Source organism: Pseudomonas monteilii NBRC 103158 = DSM 14164 (assembly GCF_000730605.1).
In the GTDB taxonomy this organism is placed as follows: Bacteria; Pseudomonadota; Gammaproteobacteria; order Pseudomonadales; family Pseudomonadaceae; genus Aquipseudomonas; species Aquipseudomonas monteilii.
Window position 1 is genome coordinate 110024 of the sequence record NZ_BBIS01000003.1, and the last position, 15693, is coordinate 125716.

Here is a 15693-nt window from a genome sequence, read left to right on the forward strand (position 1 = left end):
AACAACACAAAAACACAGCCTCACTGAGCTAAAGGACACTTCATGCAAGACCAGAGCACGCCCGAGCGGTTACAGCGCGGGCTGAAGAATCGCCATATCCAGCTGATCGCGCTGGGCGGGGCCATCGGCACCGGTTTGTTCCTGGGCATCGCCCAGACCATCCAGCTGGCAGGCCCTTCCGTCCTGCTGGGCTATGCCATCGCCGGCCTGATGGCTTTCCTGATCATGCGCCAGTTGGGCGAAATGGTGGTGGAAGAGCCGGTCGCCGGCAGCTTCAGTCACTTCGCCCATCAGTACTGGAGCGAGTTCGCCGGCTTCGTGTCGGGCTGGAACTACTGGGTGGTGTACGTGCTGGTCGGCATGGCCGAGCTGACTGCGGTGGGCATCTACGTGCAGTACTGGTGGCCAGAGTTCCCGACCTGGGCCACGGCAGCGATCTTCTTCGTGGTGATCAACCTCATCAACCTGACCCAGGTAAAAGTCTACGGCGAGATGGAGTTCTGGTTCGCCCTGGTCAAGGTGGTCGCCATCGTCAGCATGATCGGCTTCGGCGCCTGGCTGTTGAGCAGCGGCCATGGCGGCCCGGATGCCAGCGTGGCCAACCTGTGGCAATACGGCGGCTTCTTCCCTAACGGTGTCACTGGCCTGGTGATGGCGCTGGCGGTGATCATGTTCTCGTTCGGTGGCCTGGAGCTGGTGGGTATCACCGCTGCCGAGGCTGACAACCCTCGCCAGAGCATTCCCAAGGCCACCAACCAGGTGGTTTACCGCATCCTGATCTTCTACATCGGTGCCCTGGCGGTGCTGCTGTCGCTGTACCCGTGGCAGAAGGTGGTGCAGGGCGGCAGCCCGTTCGTGATGATCTTCCATGAGCTGGACAGCGACCTGGTAGCGACCATCCTCAACATCGTGGTGCTGACGGCCGCGCTGTCGGTGTACAACAGCTGTGTGTATGCCAACAGCCGCATGCTGTTCGGCCTGGCCAGCCAGGGTGACGCGCCGCGTCAATTGCTGAAAGTGAGCCGCAGCGGTGTGCCGCTGACTGCATTGGGTGTTTCGGCCTTTGCGACCGGCCTGTGCGTGGTGATCAACTACCTGATGCCGGGTGAGGCCTTTGGCTTGCTGATGGCCTTGGCGGTGTCGGCATTGGTCATCAACTGGGCGAGCATCAGTATTACCCACCTGAAATTCCGCAAGGCCAAGCTGGCCGCTGGTATTACCCCGTTCTACAAGAGCTGGGGGCACCCGTTGACCAACTACCTGTGCCTGGCGTTCATCGTGCTGATTCTGGTGGTGATGTACCTGACGCCGCCGGTCCGCATCTCGGTGATGCTGATCCCGGGGTGGATCATGGTGCTGTGGGTGGCCTTCAAGATGAAGAAGGCTCGCCAAGCCAAGTAATACAGTGCCGGCCTCTTGGCGGGTTCGCCCGCGAAGAGGCCGGTACAGGCAACTACTGATAGCTGTCGATCACTTCCTGTGCCGCCCTGAAGGCATCAATCGCCGCCGGCACTCCCGCATACACTGCGCAATGCAGCAACGCCTCGCGAATCTCTTCCACCGTACAGCCATTGTTCAATGCCCCGCGCACATGCCCCTTGAGCTCTTGCGGGCACTTGAGTGCCGTCAGCGTGGCCAGGGTAATCAGGCTGCGGGTCTTCAGTGGTAGCCCCTCGCGGGCCCATACGCTGCCCCAGGCATGTTCATTGACAAAGTCCTGTAGCGGCTGGGTAAAGTCGGTGGCATTGCCCAGTGCGCGGTCGACGAATGCATCGCCCATTACCTGGCGGCGAATCTGTTCGCCGGTCTTGTTGCTATCAGCCATGTTGTTTTCCTTAGTGTTGGCGGCGCCAGGCGCGCACGGTGGTGAACAGCAACACCATGGCGAGCACCGGCAGTACATAGAACAGCATCAAATGCTCAAGGCGACCAGCCAGCGGCATCCCCATGGTAAAGGCCGCTACGTGCAGGCCGTAAGCCAGGTACAGGCAAAGGAACACCAGGCCTTCGGCACGGGTGACGCGATAGCCGGAATAAAACACCGGCAGGCTCAGTGCCGCAACGCCAAGCATCACCGGCAGGTCGAAAGACAGCGCGTTGGGTGAGATCGACAGCGGCTCGGGCGTGACGAGTGCGGTCAGACCCAATACAGCCAGCAGGTTGAACAGGTTGCTGCCGATCACCGTACCCACGGCGATCTCCCGTTCGCCGCGCAGGGCGGCAATCAGCGCGGCGGCCAGTTCAGGCAGGGAGGTGCAGATGGCGACAACGGTAAGGCCAATGATGCGCTCGGACAGGCCCAGGTCGGTGGCAACCTCCACAGCGGCCTCCAGCAGCAGGTGGCCCGCCAGGCTCAGCAAGCCAAGGCCGGCCAGCACCTGCAGCAGCGTGCCGGACCAGAAGCGCCCTGCACCGGTTTTTGCGCTATCCGGGGCAGGGTAGGTACGGGCATAGTGGCGTGACTGGTGCCAGAGCATCGCCAGGTAACCGCCCAGACCCAGCAGCAACAGCCCTCCTTCAATCCGGCCCAGGTGGCCGTTGGCAGACAGCGCATAGACCAGGCCGCTGGCGATGATCATCAGCGGAATGTCCAGGCGCACCAGTTGGCGCGACACGCGCAGGGGAATGATCAGCGCGGCCAGGCCAAGAATGACCAGTACGTTGAAGATATTACTGCCGATTACGCTGCCCACCGCCACGTCCGGCGCGCCCTGGTAGGCAGCCTGCAGGCTTACGGTAAGTTGTGGCGCGGTACTGCCGAAGGCCACCAGGCTCAGGCCGATGATCAGCGGGCGTACATGCAGGCGCTGGGCCAGGCGCAGCGCGGCGCGCACCAGCAACTCGGCGCCGCCGACCAGCAACACCAGGGCGATGCCCAGTTGCAGGAGGCTGAAGGTGGGAAGGGTGGCCAGGTCGAAAATGGTCGGACTCCTGTCGCGTCAGTCGCTAAGCCCTTGTACTCGCACGCGCGCTGTTCCGCTACGGAGCATGCCGATTTTTTCTGCGGCGGCGCGTGACAGGTCGATCAGCCGGCCGCGGGTATGTGGACCACGGTCGTTGATGCGTACCACCACACTGCGCTGGTTGGCCATGTTGGTCACCAGCACGCGGGTGCCGAAAGGCAGGCTGCGGTGGGCGGCGGTAAGGCCATGCTGGTTGAAGGGTTCGCCGCTGGCGGTGCGTTTGCCGTGGTGGCGTGAACCGTAATAGGAGGCGGTTCCGGTTTTGTCATAACCGCGTGGGTTGATGTCGTGGCTGGCGCAGCCGGCCAAGAAGGAGAAGAGGGCCAGGGTGCCGAGGGATTTTTTTAGCAAATCAAGTGCTCTCCTAGTGCGGCTATTCGCGGACAAGCCCTCTCCCACAGGTATGTCACCGCCTATGACAGCGGCGCTGTAACTGTGGGAGCGGGCTCGCCCGCGAACGAGGGCGAAGCCCTCGCCGATAATCAGGTCAGCCTTCGAGCTTGGCCTTGAGCAATTGGTTCACTTGCCCAGGGTTAGCCTTGCCCTTCGATGCCTTCATCGCCTGGCCGACAAAGAAGCCGAACATCTTGCCTCGCTTGGCTTCATCGGCCGCGCGGTACTGTTCAACCTGCTCGGCATTGGCTGCCAGCATCTCGTCGAGCATCTTGTCGATCGCACCGGTGTCGGTGACCTGCTTCAGGCCTTTGCTCTCGATGATGCTGTCGGCATCGCCTTCACCGGCGGCCATGGCCTCGAACACGGTCTTGGCAATTTTGCCGCTGATGGTGTTGTCGCGGATGCGCAGCAGCATGCCACCCAGTTGTGCAGCGCTGACGGGCGCCTGGTCGATTTCGACACCCAGCTTGTTCAGCAGGCTGCCCAGTTCGACCATGACCCAGTTGGCGGCCAGCTTGGCATCGCCACCGATCTTGACCACTTCTTCGAAGTAGTCAGCCTGTTCGCGGCTGGACGCCAGCACGTTGGCGTCGTAGGCCGACAGGCCGTACTGGCTCTGGAAGCGCTCGACCTTCTGCGGTGGCAGTTCCGGCAGGCCGGCGCGGACGGTTTCGAGGAAGCTGTCCTCGATGACCACCGGCAGCAGGTCCGGGTCGGGGAAGTAACGGTAGTCGTTGGCTTCCTCCTTGCTGCGCATGGAGCGGGTTTCGTCCTTGTTCGGGTCGTACAGGCGGGTTTCCTGCACCACCTTACCGCCGTCTTCGATCAGGTCGATCTGGCGCTGGATTTCGCTGTTGATCGCGCGCTCGATGAAGCGGAACGAGTTGACGTTCTTGATCTCGCAGCGGGTGCCGAATTCGGCCTGGCCTTTCGGGCGGATCGACACGTTGCAGTCGCAACGCAGCGAGCCTTCGGCCATGTTGCCGTCGCAGATGCCCAGGTAGCGCACCAGTGCGTGGATAGCCTTGACGTAGGCCACGGCTTCCTTGGCGCTGCGCATGTCCGGCTCGGAGACGATTTCCAGCAGCGGTGTGCCGGCGCGGTTCAGGTCAATGCCGGTGGAGCCGCTGAAGTCTTCGTGCAGGCTCTTGCCGGCGTCTTCTTCAAGGTGCGCGCGGGTGACCCCGATGCGCTTGATGGTGCCGTCCTCCAGGGCGATGTCCAGGTGGCCCTTGCCGACGATCGGCAGGTCCATCTGGCTGATCTGGTAACCCTTGGGCAGGTCTGGGTAAAAGTAGTTCTTGCGCGCGAACACGTTGCGCTTGCCGATTTCGGCATCGATGGCCAGGCCGAACATGCACGCCATGCGCACGGCTTCCTGGTTCAGCACCGGCAGTACGCCAGGCATCCCTAAGTCAACCAGGCTGGCCTGGGTGTTCGGCTCGGAGCCGAAGGTGGTGGCGCTGCCGGAGAAGATCTTCGACTGGGTGGCGAGCTGAGTGTGGATTTCCAGCCCGATCACAACTTCCCATTGCATGTGTGAATTCCTCAGAAGCCTTTGGGGGCGCGGGTGTGCCAGTCGGTCACTTGCTGGTAGCGGTGCGCGACGTTGAGCAGGCGACCTTCCTGGAAGTACGGCGCCAGCAACTGCACGCCGACCGGCAGGCCGTCGACGAAGCCGGCCGGCATCGACAGGCCCGGCAGGCCCGCCAGGTTGGCGGTGATGGTGTAGACGTCTTCCAGGTAGGCGGCGACCGGGTCGCTGCTCTTGGCGCCAAGCTTCCAGGCCGGGTTTGGCGTGGTCGGGCCGAGGATCAGGTCGACGTCGTTGAAGGCGGCCATGAAGTCGTTCTTGATCAGGCGGCGGATTTGCTGCGCCTTCACGTAGTAGGCGTCGTAGTAGCCGGCCGACAGGGCGTAGGTACCAACCATGATACGGCGCTGTACTTCAACGCCGAAGCCTTCGCCACGGGAGCGCTTGTACAGGTCGGTGAGGTCCTTCGGTGCTTCGCAGCGGTAGCCGAAGCGCACGCCGTCGAAGCGCGACAGGTTAGAGGAGGCTTCAGCCGGAGCGATCACGTAGTAGGCCGGGATGGCGTGCTGCATGTTCGGCAGGCTGATTTCCTTGACCACGGCGCCGAGCTTTTCCAGCTCCTTGACGCTGGCCTGGACCAGGTCGGCGATGCGTGGGTCGAGGCCGGCGCCGAAGTATTCCTTCGGCAGGCCGATGCGCAGGCCCTGCAGCGAGGCGTTGAGGTTGGCGCTGTAGTCCGGCACCGGCTCTTCGATGCTGGTGGAGTCCTTGGCGTCGAAACCGGCCATGCCTTGCAGCAGCAGGGCGCAGTCCTCGGCAGTGCGGGCCAGCGGGCCACCCTGGTCGAGGCTGGAGGCGTAGGCGATCATGCCCCAGCGCGAAACACGACCGTACGTCGGTTTGAGACCGGTGAGGTTGGTCAGTGCTGCCGGCTGGCGGATCGAGCCGCCGGTGTCGGTGCCGGTGGTGGCCGGCAGCAGGCGTGCAGCCACGGCAGCGGCCGAACCACCCGACGAACCGCCCGGAACGTGTTCAAGATTCCACGGGTTCTTCACCGCGCCGTAGTGGCTGGATTCGTTGGCCGAACCCATGGCGAACTCGTCCATGTTGGTCTTGCCCAGGGTGACCATGCCGGCTTCGGCCAGCTTGGCGACCACGGTAGCGTCATACGGCGCCTTGAAGTTGTCGAGCATCTTCGAGCCGCAGCTGGTGCGTACGCCGTTGGTGCAGAACAGGTCCTTGTGGGCGATGGGGGCACCCAGCAGCGCGCCGGTTTCGCCAGCGGCGCGACGGGCGTCGGCGGCCCGCGCCTGGCCCAGGGCCAGGTCTTCGGTGACGCTGATGAAACTGTTGATTTGCGGGTCGAGCTGCTTGATGCGCGCCAGCAGGGCGCCGGTCAGCTCTTCGGAAGAAAACGACTTGTCGGCGAGTCCGCGGGCGATCTCGGCCAGGGTCAATTGATGCATGGCAGGCTCTATCCCTTACTCGATGACTTTGGGAACCAGGTACAGACCGCTTTCGGTCGATGGCGCGATTGCTTGGTAGGCATCACGCTGGTTGCTTTCGGTGACCTGGTCGGGGCGCAGGCGCTGGCTGGCCTCCAGGGGGTGGGCCAGGGGTTCGATGCCAGTGGTATCGACCGCTTGCATCTGGTCGACCAGCCCGAGAATGCTGTTCAGGGCGTCAGTAATGCGTGGCAGTTCGCCATCATTCAGGCCCAGGCGGGCCAGATGGGCGATCTTTTCCACGTCGCAGCGTTCAAGCGCCATGGGGATCTCCAGGGGAAACAAAGAACGGAATTTGGGTCCGCAGTGAGGAACATGTCAGCTTTCTGACGGTCTAACGGCCGCGAATTTCTGCTGGCGTGCTCGGAAAAACAGCCAATTTAACATATTGGCTCCTTGCCCAAAATCCCTGCCATTGTTAGAGTTTGCCGCACTTTTTTACCCACGCTTTCCCCAGGGTCACTTTCCCATGTTCAAGAAACTGCGTGGCATGTTTTCCAGCGATCTTTCCATCGACCTGGGTACTGCCAACACCCTTATTTACGTGCGTGAGCGCGGTATCGTCCTGAATGAGCCCTCGGTTGTTGCCATCCGTACCCATGGCAACCAGAAAAGCGTTGTCGCCGTCGGTACCGAAGCCAAACGCATGCTGGGCCGTACGCCTGGCAACATTGCTGCCATTCGTCCGATGAAGGACGGCGTCATCGCCGACTTCAGCGTGTGCGAAAAAATGTTGCAATATTTTATCAACAAGGTTCACGAGAACAGCTTCCTGCAGCCAAGCCCGCGTGTGCTGATCTGCGTGCCGTGCAAGTCGACCCAGGTAGAGCGCCGCGCCATTCGCGAGTCGGCCCTGGGTGCCGGTGCCCGTGAAGTGTTCCTGATCGAAGAACCCATGGCTGCCGCCATCGGTGCCGGCCTGCCGGTTGAAGAAGCCCGCGGCTCGATGGTCGTCGATATCGGTGGTGGTACCACTGAAATCGCCCTCATCTCGCTGAACGGCGTGGTTTATGCCGAATCCGTCCGCGTTGGCGGCGACCGCTTCGACGAAGCCATCGTCACCTACGTGCGCCGCAACTACGGCAGCCTGATCGGTGAGTCCACCGCCGAGCGCATCAAGCAGGAAATCGGTACCGCCTACCCGGGCGGCGAAGTGCGCGAAGTCGACGTGCGCGGCCGTAATCTGGCCGAGGGCGTACCGCGTGCCTTCACCCTGAACTCCAACGAAGTGCTCGAAGCGCTGCAGGAATCGCTGGCGACCATCGTCCAGGCGGTCAAGAGCGCCCTGGAGCAGTCGCCGCCCGAGCTGGCTTCGGATATCGCCGAACGTGGCCTGGTGCTGACCGGTGGTGGCGCGCTGCTGCGTGACCTCGACAAGCTGCTGGCCCAGGAAACCGGCCTGCCGGTGATCGTCGCCGAAGACCCGCTGACCTGTGTCGCCCGTGGTGGCGGTCGCGCTCTGGAGATGATGGACAAGCACGCGATGGACCTGCTCTCCAGCGAGTGATCCCACTTGCTGTTCGCGAGCGCCCGGTTTACAGGTAGTACTCACAGTGCTACCTGTATGTGCTGGGCTGGCGCCCATTCAGGGCGCCGTATCCGTCAACCCGCAACCAGGCTGGTGCGTTGTCCCATGTCCAATGACCTCCTGAGTCGTCCACGAGGAACGGCCCATTAAACCGCTTTTCTCCAAGGGCCCTTCGCTGGGCGTTCGCCTGCTCGTTCTGGTGGTGATGTCGGTCGCGTTGATGGTTGTCGACGCGCGCTTTGACGTGCTCAAACCTGTGCGCAGCCAGATGGGCGTGGTACTGATGGAGTCGTACTGGATCACCGACCTGCCGCAGCGTGCGTGGCAAGGTGTGGCCGGCCAGTTCGGCAGCCGCAACGAACTGATCGCCGAAAACGAAAAGCTCAAGACCGAGGCCCTGCTGCTGCAGGGGCGCCTGCAAAAGCTGGCGGCCCTGACCGAGCAGAACGTGCGCCTGCGCGAGTTGCTGAACTCTTCGGCGCTGGTCAACGAAAAGGTCGAAGTGGCCGAGCTGATCGGTGTCGACCCCAACCCGTTCACCCACCGCATCCTGATCAACAAGGGCGAGCGTGACGGCGTGTTCCTTGGCCAGCCGGTGCTTGATGCCCGGGGCCTGATGGGCCAGGTGGTCGAACTGATGCCCTACACCTCGCGGGTGCTGCTGCTGACCGACACTACCCACAGCATTCCGGTGCAGGTCAACCGCAACGGCCTGCGCGCCATTGCCAGCGGCACGGGCAACCCAGAGCGCCTGGAACTGCGCCATGTGGCCGATACCGCCGACATCAAGGAAGGCGACCTGCTGGTCAGCTCCGGCATGGGTCAGCGCTTCCCGGCAGGTTATCCGGTGGCCACGGTCAACGAAGTGATTCACGATTCCGGCCAGCCGTTCGCCATCGTGCGCGCCATCCCCACCGCCGCGCTCAATCGCAGCCGCTACATGCTGCTGGTGTTCAGTGACCGGCGTACCCCTGAACAGCGTGCTACCGATGCAGCTATCGCCCAGGAAGAAGCTGACCGCAAGGGCGCCTCGGCCCCTGGCCAGCCGGTAAGCCCGGGCGAGCAGGGCGTGCCAACCAGCACTGCGCCCGTTGTACCGGCCACGACGGCCGCCCCCGCCGCGCCGGCCGCTCAGCCAGCAGCTCCGGCGGCTGCCCCTGCCACGCCGGCTGCCGCGCCTGCCGCACCCGCTCACACCCGGAGGCAATGATGCCTGCATCGCGCCGCAACAACGGCTGGGTCATCTGGCTGACTTTTGCTATTGGCCTGCTGCTCAGCGTCTCGCCCATGCCGCAGTTCATGGAAGTGTTCCGGCCCATGTGGCTGGCCTTGCTGGTGTCGTTCTGGACCCTGGCCGTGCCGAACAAGGTCGGCATGACCACCGCGTTCGTGCTGGGCCTGGCCGAGGACGTGCTGTATGGAACCCTGCTGGGGCAGAACGCACTTATCCTGACCCTCATCACCTTCCTGGTGCTGTCGCTGCAACAGCGCTTGCGCATGTTCCCCATGTGGCAGCAGAGCCTGGTCATCCTGGTGATCTTCGGCATCGCCCAATTGATCCAGCTGTGGCTCAGCGCACTGACCGGCAATCGCCTGCCTACCTTGGCGCTGGTCTGGTCGGCGGTCATCAGTGCCTTGCTCTGGCCGTGGATCAGCTTTGCCCTGCGCGACCTGCGCCGACGCTTGCATATCAACTGACGGCGACGTCGACACTGACAGGGAGATGTCTGCATGAACCCGCTATACCTGGCCTCCGGCTCGCCCCGTCGTCGTGAACTGCTGACCCAGATCGGCGTGCCGTTCAGCGTTGTCAGTGCTCCCATCGATGAAACCCCGCTGCCCGACGAAAGCGCCCAGGCCTACGTCGAACGCCTGGCCCGGGCCAAGGCTGCCGCCGGCCTGGCCAGTGTCGAGGGCCCGGCTGTCGTGCTGGGCGCAGACACCGCCGTGGTGCTCGATGGTCGTATTCTCGGCAAGCCGGAAAGCCGCGAAGATGCCTTGGCCATGCTGGCCGACCTGTCAGGCCGCGAGCATCAGGTACTGACCGCCGTCGCCCTCACCGATGGCCAGCGTGTTCAAAGCTTGAGCGTCACCAGCCATGTGCGCTTCCGTGCGATCAGCGACGATGAAGCGCAGCGCTACTGGGCCAGCGGCGAACCGGCGGACAAGGCGGGTGGCTACGCCATCCAGGGCCTGGGCGCGGTGTTCGTCACTGGCCTGTCCGGCAGCTACTCGGCGGTGGTCGGCCTGCCCCTCAGCGAAACGGCCGATTTGCTTGGCCAGTTCGGCGTTGCCTGCTGGCAATCGCCGGCGCATACGCCAGAGGTAACAAACCTGCAGTAGCCAGCAATGCATACGCCATCCATCATTACAAAAGACCTTTGACGAGAGCCGGCCATGAGTGAAGAGATCCTGATCAACATCACCCCGATGGAGTCACGTGTGGCGGTGGTGGAAAACGGGGTACTGCAGGAGGTGCACGTCGAGCGCACCCAGCGCCGTGGCATTGTTGGCAATATCTACAAGGGCAAGGTGGTGCGCGTGCTGCCAGGCATGCAGGCGGCCTTCGTCGACATTGGCCTGGAGCGCGCAGCGTTCATCCATGCCTCGGAAATTTCCCAGCGCGAAGGCTCGGCGGTAGAGAACATCACCGCCCTGGTCCATGAAGGCCAGGCCTTGGTGGTGCAGGTGACCAAGGACCCGATCGGCACCAAGGGCGCGCGCCTGACCACCCAGTTGTCGATCCCTTCGCGCTACCTGGTGTACATGCCCCGCAGCAGCCATGTTGGCATATCGCTGAAGATTGAAGACGAAGCCGAGCGTGATCGCCTCAAGCAGGTGGTCAGCGGCTGCATGGAAAGTGAAAACATCAAGGATGCCGGTGGCTTTATCCTGCGCACCGCCGCCGAAGGCGCACGTGCTGAAGAAATCCTGCAGGATATCCGCTACCTGCGTCGCCTGTGGGAGCAGATTGGCACCCAGATCAAGACCTGCGGCGCGCCCACGGTCATCTACGAAGACCTGGGCCTGGCCCTGCGCACGCTGCGCGACCTGGTCAACCCGAAGATCGAGAAGATCCGTATCGACTCGCGGGAAACCTTCCAGAAAACCACGCAGTTCGTTGGCGAACTGATGCCGGAAATCGCCGACCGCCTCGAGCACTACCCGGGCGAGCGCCCAATCTTCGACCTGTACGGCGTTGAAGACGAGATCCAGCGTGCGCTGGAGCGCAAGGTGCCGCTCAAGTCGGGTGGCTATCTGGTGGTCGACCCGGCCGAAGCGATGACCACCATCGATGTGAACACCGGCGCGTTCGTCGGCCATCGCAACCTGGAAGAGACCATCTTCAAGACCAACCTGGAAGCCGCCACCGCCATCGCCCGGCAACTGCGTCTGCGCAATATCGGCGGCATCATCATCATCGACTTCATCGACATGGAAGATGAAGAGCACCAGCGCCAGGTGCTGCGCACCCTGGAAAAACAGCTGGAGCGCGATCACGCCAAGACCAACATCATCGGTATTACCGAGCTGGGCCTGGTGCAGATGACCCGCAAGCGCACCCGTGAAAGCCTGGAGCAGGTGCTGTGTGAGCCCTGCCTGGCCTGCCAGGGGCGCGGCAAACTGAAAACCCCCGAGACCATTTGTTACGAGATCTTCCGTGAGATCCTGCGTGAGGCTCGGGCCTATCAGGCTGAGGGCTACCGTGTACTGGCCAACCAGAAGGTGGTCGACCGCCTGCTGGATGAAGAGTCTGGCAACGTCGCTGAGCTGGAGGCTTTCATCGGTCGAACCATTCGCTTCCAGGTCGAGTCGATGTATTCGCAGGAACAATACGACGTGGTGCTGCTCTGAGGCTTTCCAGAACACGCCGCAGGATGGTCGGGCTGGCAAAACTGCCGCTACCAGCCATCATGGATAAACGACTTGGAGGGCCATGGCCATGGGACGTCTGACCCGCGTTCTTGTCGCCTTGACCCGCTGGGGGCTGGGCTTATGCGCCCTGTTGGCGGTGTTGGTGGCGCTGTATGTCAGCCTCGGTCGCGAACTGGTGCCGCTGGTGGCCGAGTACCGCGCCGATGTGGAAAGCAAGGCCGAGCAGGCGCTGGGCCTGCCGGTGCATGTCGGTGCCCTTGAGGGCCGGTGGAGCGGGCTGGCTCCGGTGCTGCGGGTGCGCGACCTGCAACTGGGCGAAGGCGCTACGGCGTTGCGCCTGGATGACGTGAAGGTGGTGCCTGATGTCTGGGCCAGCCTTACCGCCCGTGAAGTGCGCCTGGCGCGCATTCAGCTGGGCGGCCTGCAACTGATCTTGCGCGAGAACGAGCAGGGCGCCTGGAACCTCGAAGGCCTGCCGAAAAAAGACGACGCACCACTCGACCCCGCCGACCTGCTGCAGCGCCTGCGTCAATTGGGCCGCGTCGATGTGTTCGACAGCCTGGTCACCTTGCACCCCTGGCAGCGTGACCCGCTCACCCTCACCTATGTCAGCGCCGGCCTGCAGGCGGGTGCTTCACGGCAAGTGCTGGAGTTGCGCGCCACCTTGCCGGATGGCCAGCCTCTGTCGCTGAACCTGCAAAGCCGTGTGTCAGCCAAGGCCTGGCGTGATGGCCAGGTGGAGGCCTACCTGAGCCTACCGCAAAGTGACTGGGCGCGCTGGTTGCCACCACGCCTGCTCGGTGAGTGGCAAGCTGAAGCGTTGCGAGCGGGTGGCGAGTTCTGGGTCGATTGGCGCAAAGGGCAGTTGCAGCAGGCTGTGGTGCGGCTTAACGCGCCTGAACTGCGGGGTGCCTATACCGGCCGCAAGGCTGCCACGCTGAGCAACCTGGCCCTGGGCGCCTGGTTCCAGCGCCGGGATCAAGGCTTCGATGTGGTGGTCGACTCCCTGGCCATGGACATCGGCAAGGCCCGCTGGGAGTCGCACTTGCAGTTGCAGCAGCGCCCGGGCGAGAACGCAGCCGATGAAAACTGGCGGGTGCAGGCCGACCGGCTCGATCTCACGCCCTTGACCCCGTTGATCGATGCTTTGGCGCCGTTGCCTGAGAAGGTCATGGCCGTGGTCGATGGCCTGAAAGTAACCGGCGCGCTGCGCAATGTGCGGTTGGAGGCCCGGCCGAAAGCCGAGGGCGACAAACGCCTGCAGTTCGAGGCCAACCTGGAAAAGGTCGGTTTCGATGCCTATCACAATGCCCCGGCTGCCGGTAACGTCAGCGGCAGCATCAGCGGTGACCTGGGCCATGGTGAGCTGCGGTTGGATACGGAGGCGTTCATGCTGCATCTGTACCCGATCTTCGCCAAGCCCTGGCACTACCAGAAGGCCAATGCACGCCTGACCTGGGCCTTGGACAAAGACGGTTTCACCCTGATTGCGCCGTACCTCAAGGTGCTGGGCGAAGAGGGCAAGATCGCCGGTGATTTCCTGATTCGCCTGTTGTTCGAGGAAGGCCGCGAGGACTACATGGACCTGCGCGTCGGCCTGACCGAAGGCGATGGCCGCTATACCGCCAAGTACTTGCCCGAGGTGCTCAGCCCGGCCCTCGACGAGTGGTTGCGCAGCGCGATCGTCAAGGGCACGGTGGATGAAGGCTACTTCCAGTACCAGGGCTCGCTGAATCATGGCGCGGCTCCCGAAGCACGCAGTATCAGCCTGTTCTTCAAGGTGCGCGATGCCGCCCTGGACTTCCAGCCTGGCTGGCCGCAGGTGCAGCACGTGGATGGCGATGTGTTCATCGAGGACAGCGGTGTGCGCATCAAGGCCCAACGCGGCGTGTTGCTCGACACCAAGGTCAGCGATGTGACGGTCGATATCCCGCATGTCGACGGTGATCAGCACAGCCACCTGTACCTGGATGGAGACTTCGACGGCACCCTGGGCGATGGGCTGAAAATTCTCAAGGAAGCGCCAATCGGTACCGGTGAGATTTTCGCCGGCTGGGAGGGTGAAGGGCCGCTGAAGGGCAAGGTCAAGCTCGATATCCCCTTGGCCCATGGGCCGCGACCGAAAGTACAGGTGGACTTCGCCACCAACGATGCGCGGCTGAAAGTCGCCCCGCCGAGCCTGGAGTTGAACCGCCTGAAGGGTGATTTCAGCTTTGATTTCGACAAAGGCCTGAGCGGCAAGGGCATCAGCCTGCAAGCCTTCGGCAAGCCGGTAACGGCGCAAATCACTGCTGAAGGCCAGGCCGGCCAGATGCAGACCCGCATTAATGCCAATGGCCAGGTGTCGCTCAAGGCGTTGACCGAATGGCTGCAGTTCAAGCAGGCCCTACCGGCCTCCGGCGACTTGCCTTACCAGCTACAGGTCAACCTGGGTAGCCGGGAAAACAGCCTGAGCGTCACTTCCAACCTCAAGGGCCTGGCAATCGACCTGCCGGCACCGTTCGGCAAAGCGGTGGCGGATACCCGCGACAGCCGTTTCAGCATGAACCTGCAGGGGGCGGAGCGTCGCTTCGATGCCGCCTACACCGACCTTGCCCGCTTTGCTTATGCCGCGCCGGCCGACGCACTGGCCCAGGGGCGCGGTGAGTTGTTGCTGGGCGCCGGTAACGCTCAAGTGCCGGCCGGTCAAGGCCTGCGGATACGTGGCCGCCTGGAGGCTTTGGACCTGGCACCTTGGCAAGAGCAGGCAGCGCGCCTGGCGGGCGACGACCCCGGTGGCAGCGCGCGGCAAAACCTGCAAAGCGTAGACCTGAGCATTGGCCAGTTGAAAGCCTTTGGCATGGACCTGAATCAGGCAGTGGTGAGGCTGGCACGAGGCGGTCAGGCTTGGGACCTGCGCCTTGACAGCAAGGAAGTGATAGGTAACGCACGCGTGCCGGATGCCAAAGGATCGCCCATGGTGGTGCGCATGCAAACCTTGCGTTTGCCGGCGGCCGACCCTGCCCAGGCGCAAGCTGAGGATGGCCCCGATCCGCTGGCCTCGTTCGACCCGCGCAAGGTCCCGGCGCTGGACCTGAGCATCGACAAGCTGTACCGCGGCGACGACTTGTTCGGCAGTGCCTCGATCAAGTTGCGACCCACCGCGCGTGGTGTTAGCGCCCGTGATATCGACCTCGACTTCAAAGGCCTGCGTATCGACGGCGGCGGTGGCTGGGAAGGCGAAACGGGTAAGACCAGCAGCTGGTACAAAGGGCGCCTGGACGGTAAGAACCTGGCCGATGTACTCAAGGCCTGGGGCTTTGCCCCGACCGTGACCAGCCGCGATTTCCGCCTGGATGTGGATGGCCGCTGGCCGGGTTCGCCGGCTGCGGTCGGGCTGGAGCGCTTCTCGGGCAGCATGGACGCGGCACTGCGTACCGGCCAGTTCGTCGAGGTTGAAGGCAGCGCCCAGGCGTTGCGGGTATTCGGCCTGCTCAACTTCAACTCCATTGGCCGACGCCTGCGTCTGGACTTCTCCGACCTGTTCGAGAAAGGCCTGGCCTATGACCGGGTCAAGGGCCTGCTGGTGGCCAGTGACGGGGTGTATGTGACCCGCGAGCCCATCAGCGTGACCGGCCCGTCGAGCAATTTCGAGCTGGATGGGACCCTGGACATGGTGCGCGACCGGATTGATGCCAATCTGCAGGTCAGCCTGCCGGTGACCAACAACCTGCCGCTGGCGGCACTGATTGTCGGCGCGCCGGCTGTAGGTGGCGCCTTGTTCCTGGTCGATCGGTTGATCGGTGACCGTGTTTCGCGCTTTGCCAGTGTGCACTACCGTGTCGAAGGACCGGTTAAAGAGCCTAGAATCACCTTTGTGAAACCTTTCGAGAAATCCCGCTAGGAGTGCCC

13 protein-coding genes are annotated in these 15693 nt (G+C 63.2%); 7 read left to right on the forward strand and 6 right to left on the reverse strand.

From position 1 onward, the window contains the following. The first annotated feature begins 42 nt into the window (after positions 1–42). Positions 43–1401, forward strand: coding sequence for an amino acid permease (locus PM2_RS01055; RefSeq protein WP_028698942.1), 1359 nt, complete (start codon positions 43–45; stop codon positions 1399–1401). 52 nt (positions 1402–1453) lie between these two features. Here the strand turns inward: PM2_RS01055 and PM2_RS01060 are convergent, their stop codons facing one another. The 6 genes from PM2_RS01060 to gatC form a co-directional block, all read right to left on the reverse strand. After that, positions 1454–1825, reverse strand: a complete 372-nt coding sequence (locus PM2_RS01060) for a carboxymuconolactone decarboxylase family protein (RefSeq protein WP_016713161.1) — start codon at positions 1823–1825, stop codon at positions 1454–1456. Between the two features lie 10 nt (positions 1826–1835). Beyond that, on the reverse strand, positions 1836–2879 hold the full coding sequence (locus PM2_RS01065) for a calcium/sodium antiporter (protein WP_028698943.1): 1044 nt from the start codon (positions 2877–2879) through the stop codon (positions 1836–1838). Between the two features lie 60 nt (positions 2880–2939). Beyond that, entirely contained in the window at positions 2940–3314 is a 375-nt protein-coding gene (locus PM2_RS01070) for a septal ring lytic transglycosylase RlpA family protein (RefSeq protein ID WP_016713159.1), read from the reverse strand. A 136-nt stretch (positions 3315–3450) separates the two neighbouring features. Then, positions 3451–4896, reverse strand: a complete 1446-nt coding sequence (gene gatB / locus PM2_RS01075) for an Asp-tRNA(Asn)/Glu-tRNA(Gln) amidotransferase subunit GatB (RefSeq protein WP_016713158.1) — start codon at positions 4894–4896, stop codon at positions 3451–3453. An 11-nt stretch (positions 4897–4907) separates the two neighbouring features. Continuing rightward, positions 4908–6359, reverse strand: a complete 1452-nt coding sequence (gene gatA / locus PM2_RS01080; protein WP_016713157.1) for an Asp-tRNA(Asn)/Glu-tRNA(Gln) amidotransferase subunit GatA — start codon at positions 6357–6359, stop codon at positions 4908–4910. 15 nt (positions 6360–6374) lie between these two features. Beyond that, positions 6375–6662, reverse strand: coding sequence for an Asp-tRNA(Asn)/Glu-tRNA(Gln) amidotransferase subunit GatC (gatC, locus tag PM2_RS01085; RefSeq protein WP_003255165.1), 288 nt, complete (start codon positions 6660–6662; stop codon positions 6375–6377). Positions 6663–6867: 205 nt separating this feature from the next. Between gatC and mreB the strand changes: the two genes are divergently transcribed. The 6 genes from mreB (at position 6868) to PM2_RS01115 (ending at position 15685) form a co-directional block, all read left to right on the forward strand. Continuing rightward, positions 6868–7905, forward strand: a complete 1038-nt coding sequence (gene mreB, locus PM2_RS01090) for a rod shape-determining protein MreB (protein ID WP_003255163.1) — start codon at positions 6868–6870, stop codon at positions 7903–7905. 226 nt (positions 7906–8131) lie between these two features. Continuing rightward, positions 8132–9136, forward strand: coding sequence for a rod shape-determining protein MreC (gene mreC / locus PM2_RS01095; RefSeq protein WP_028698944.1), 1005 nt, complete (start codon positions 8132–8134; stop codon positions 9134–9136). Then, positions 9136–9624, forward strand: coding sequence for a rod shape-determining protein MreD (gene mreD / locus PM2_RS01100; RefSeq protein WP_016713154.1), 489 nt, complete (start codon positions 9136–9138; stop codon positions 9622–9624). Before mreC ends, mreD begins: the two co-directional genes overlap by 1 nt. A gap of 33 nt (positions 9625–9657) precedes the next feature. Further along, entirely contained in the window at positions 9658–10269 is a 612-nt protein-coding gene (locus PM2_RS01105; RefSeq protein ID WP_016713153.1) for a Maf family protein, read from the forward strand. Between the two features lie 54 nt (positions 10270–10323). Beyond that, positions 10324–11781: a ribonuclease G gene (gene rng, locus PM2_RS01110; protein ID WP_016713152.1), complete on the forward strand. Its 1458-nt coding sequence runs from the start codon at positions 10324–10326 to the stop codon at positions 11779–11781. 82 nt (positions 11782–11863) lie between these two features. Beyond that, positions 11864–15685, forward strand: coding sequence for a YhdP family protein (locus tag PM2_RS01115; protein WP_033740271.1), 3822 nt, complete (start codon positions 11864–11866; stop codon positions 15683–15685). Positions 15686–15693 lie beyond the last annotated feature (8 nt).

What these genes read in the sequence shown, in the direction of transcription:
- PM2_RS01055 (WP_028698942.1), top strand. Translation starts at nt 43, where the DNA reads ATGCAAGACCAGAGCACGCCCGAGCGGTTACAGCGCGGGCTGAAGAAT.
- PM2_RS01060 (WP_016713161.1), bottom strand. Translation starts at nt 1,825, where the DNA reads ATGGCTGATAGCAACAAGACCGGCGAACAGATTCGCCGCCAGGTAATG.
- gatB (WP_016713158.1), bottom strand. Translation starts at nt 4,896, where the DNA reads ATGCAATGGGAAGTTGTGATCGGGCTGGAAATCCACACTCAGCTCGCC.
- gatA (WP_016713157.1), bottom strand. Translation starts at nt 6,359, where the DNA reads ATGCATCAATTGACCCTGGCCGAGATCGCCCGCGGACTCGCCGACAAG.
- gatC (WP_003255165.1), bottom strand. Translation starts at nt 6,662, where the DNA reads ATGGCGCTTGAACGCTGCGACGTGGAAAAGATCGCCCATCTGGCCCGC.
- mreB (WP_003255163.1), top strand. Translation starts at nt 6,868, where the DNA reads ATGTTCAAGAAACTGCGTGGCATGTTTTCCAGCGATCTTTCCATCGAC.
- mreC (WP_028698944.1), top strand. Translation starts at nt 8,132, where the DNA reads ATGTCGGTCGCGTTGATGGTTGTCGACGCGCGCTTTGACGTGCTCAAA.
- mreD (WP_016713154.1), top strand. Translation starts at nt 9,136, where the DNA reads ATGCCTGCATCGCGCCGCAACAACGGCTGGGTCATCTGGCTGACTTTT.
- PM2_RS01105 (WP_016713153.1), top strand. Translation starts at nt 9,658, where the DNA reads ATGAACCCGCTATACCTGGCCTCCGGCTCGCCCCGTCGTCGTGAACTG.
- rng (WP_016713152.1), top strand. Translation starts at nt 10,324, where the DNA reads ATGAGTGAAGAGATCCTGATCAACATCACCCCGATGGAGTCACGTGTG.
- PM2_RS01115 (WP_033740271.1), top strand. Translation starts at nt 11,864, where the DNA reads ATGGCCATGGGACGTCTGACCCGCGTTCTTGTCGCCTTGACCCGCTGG.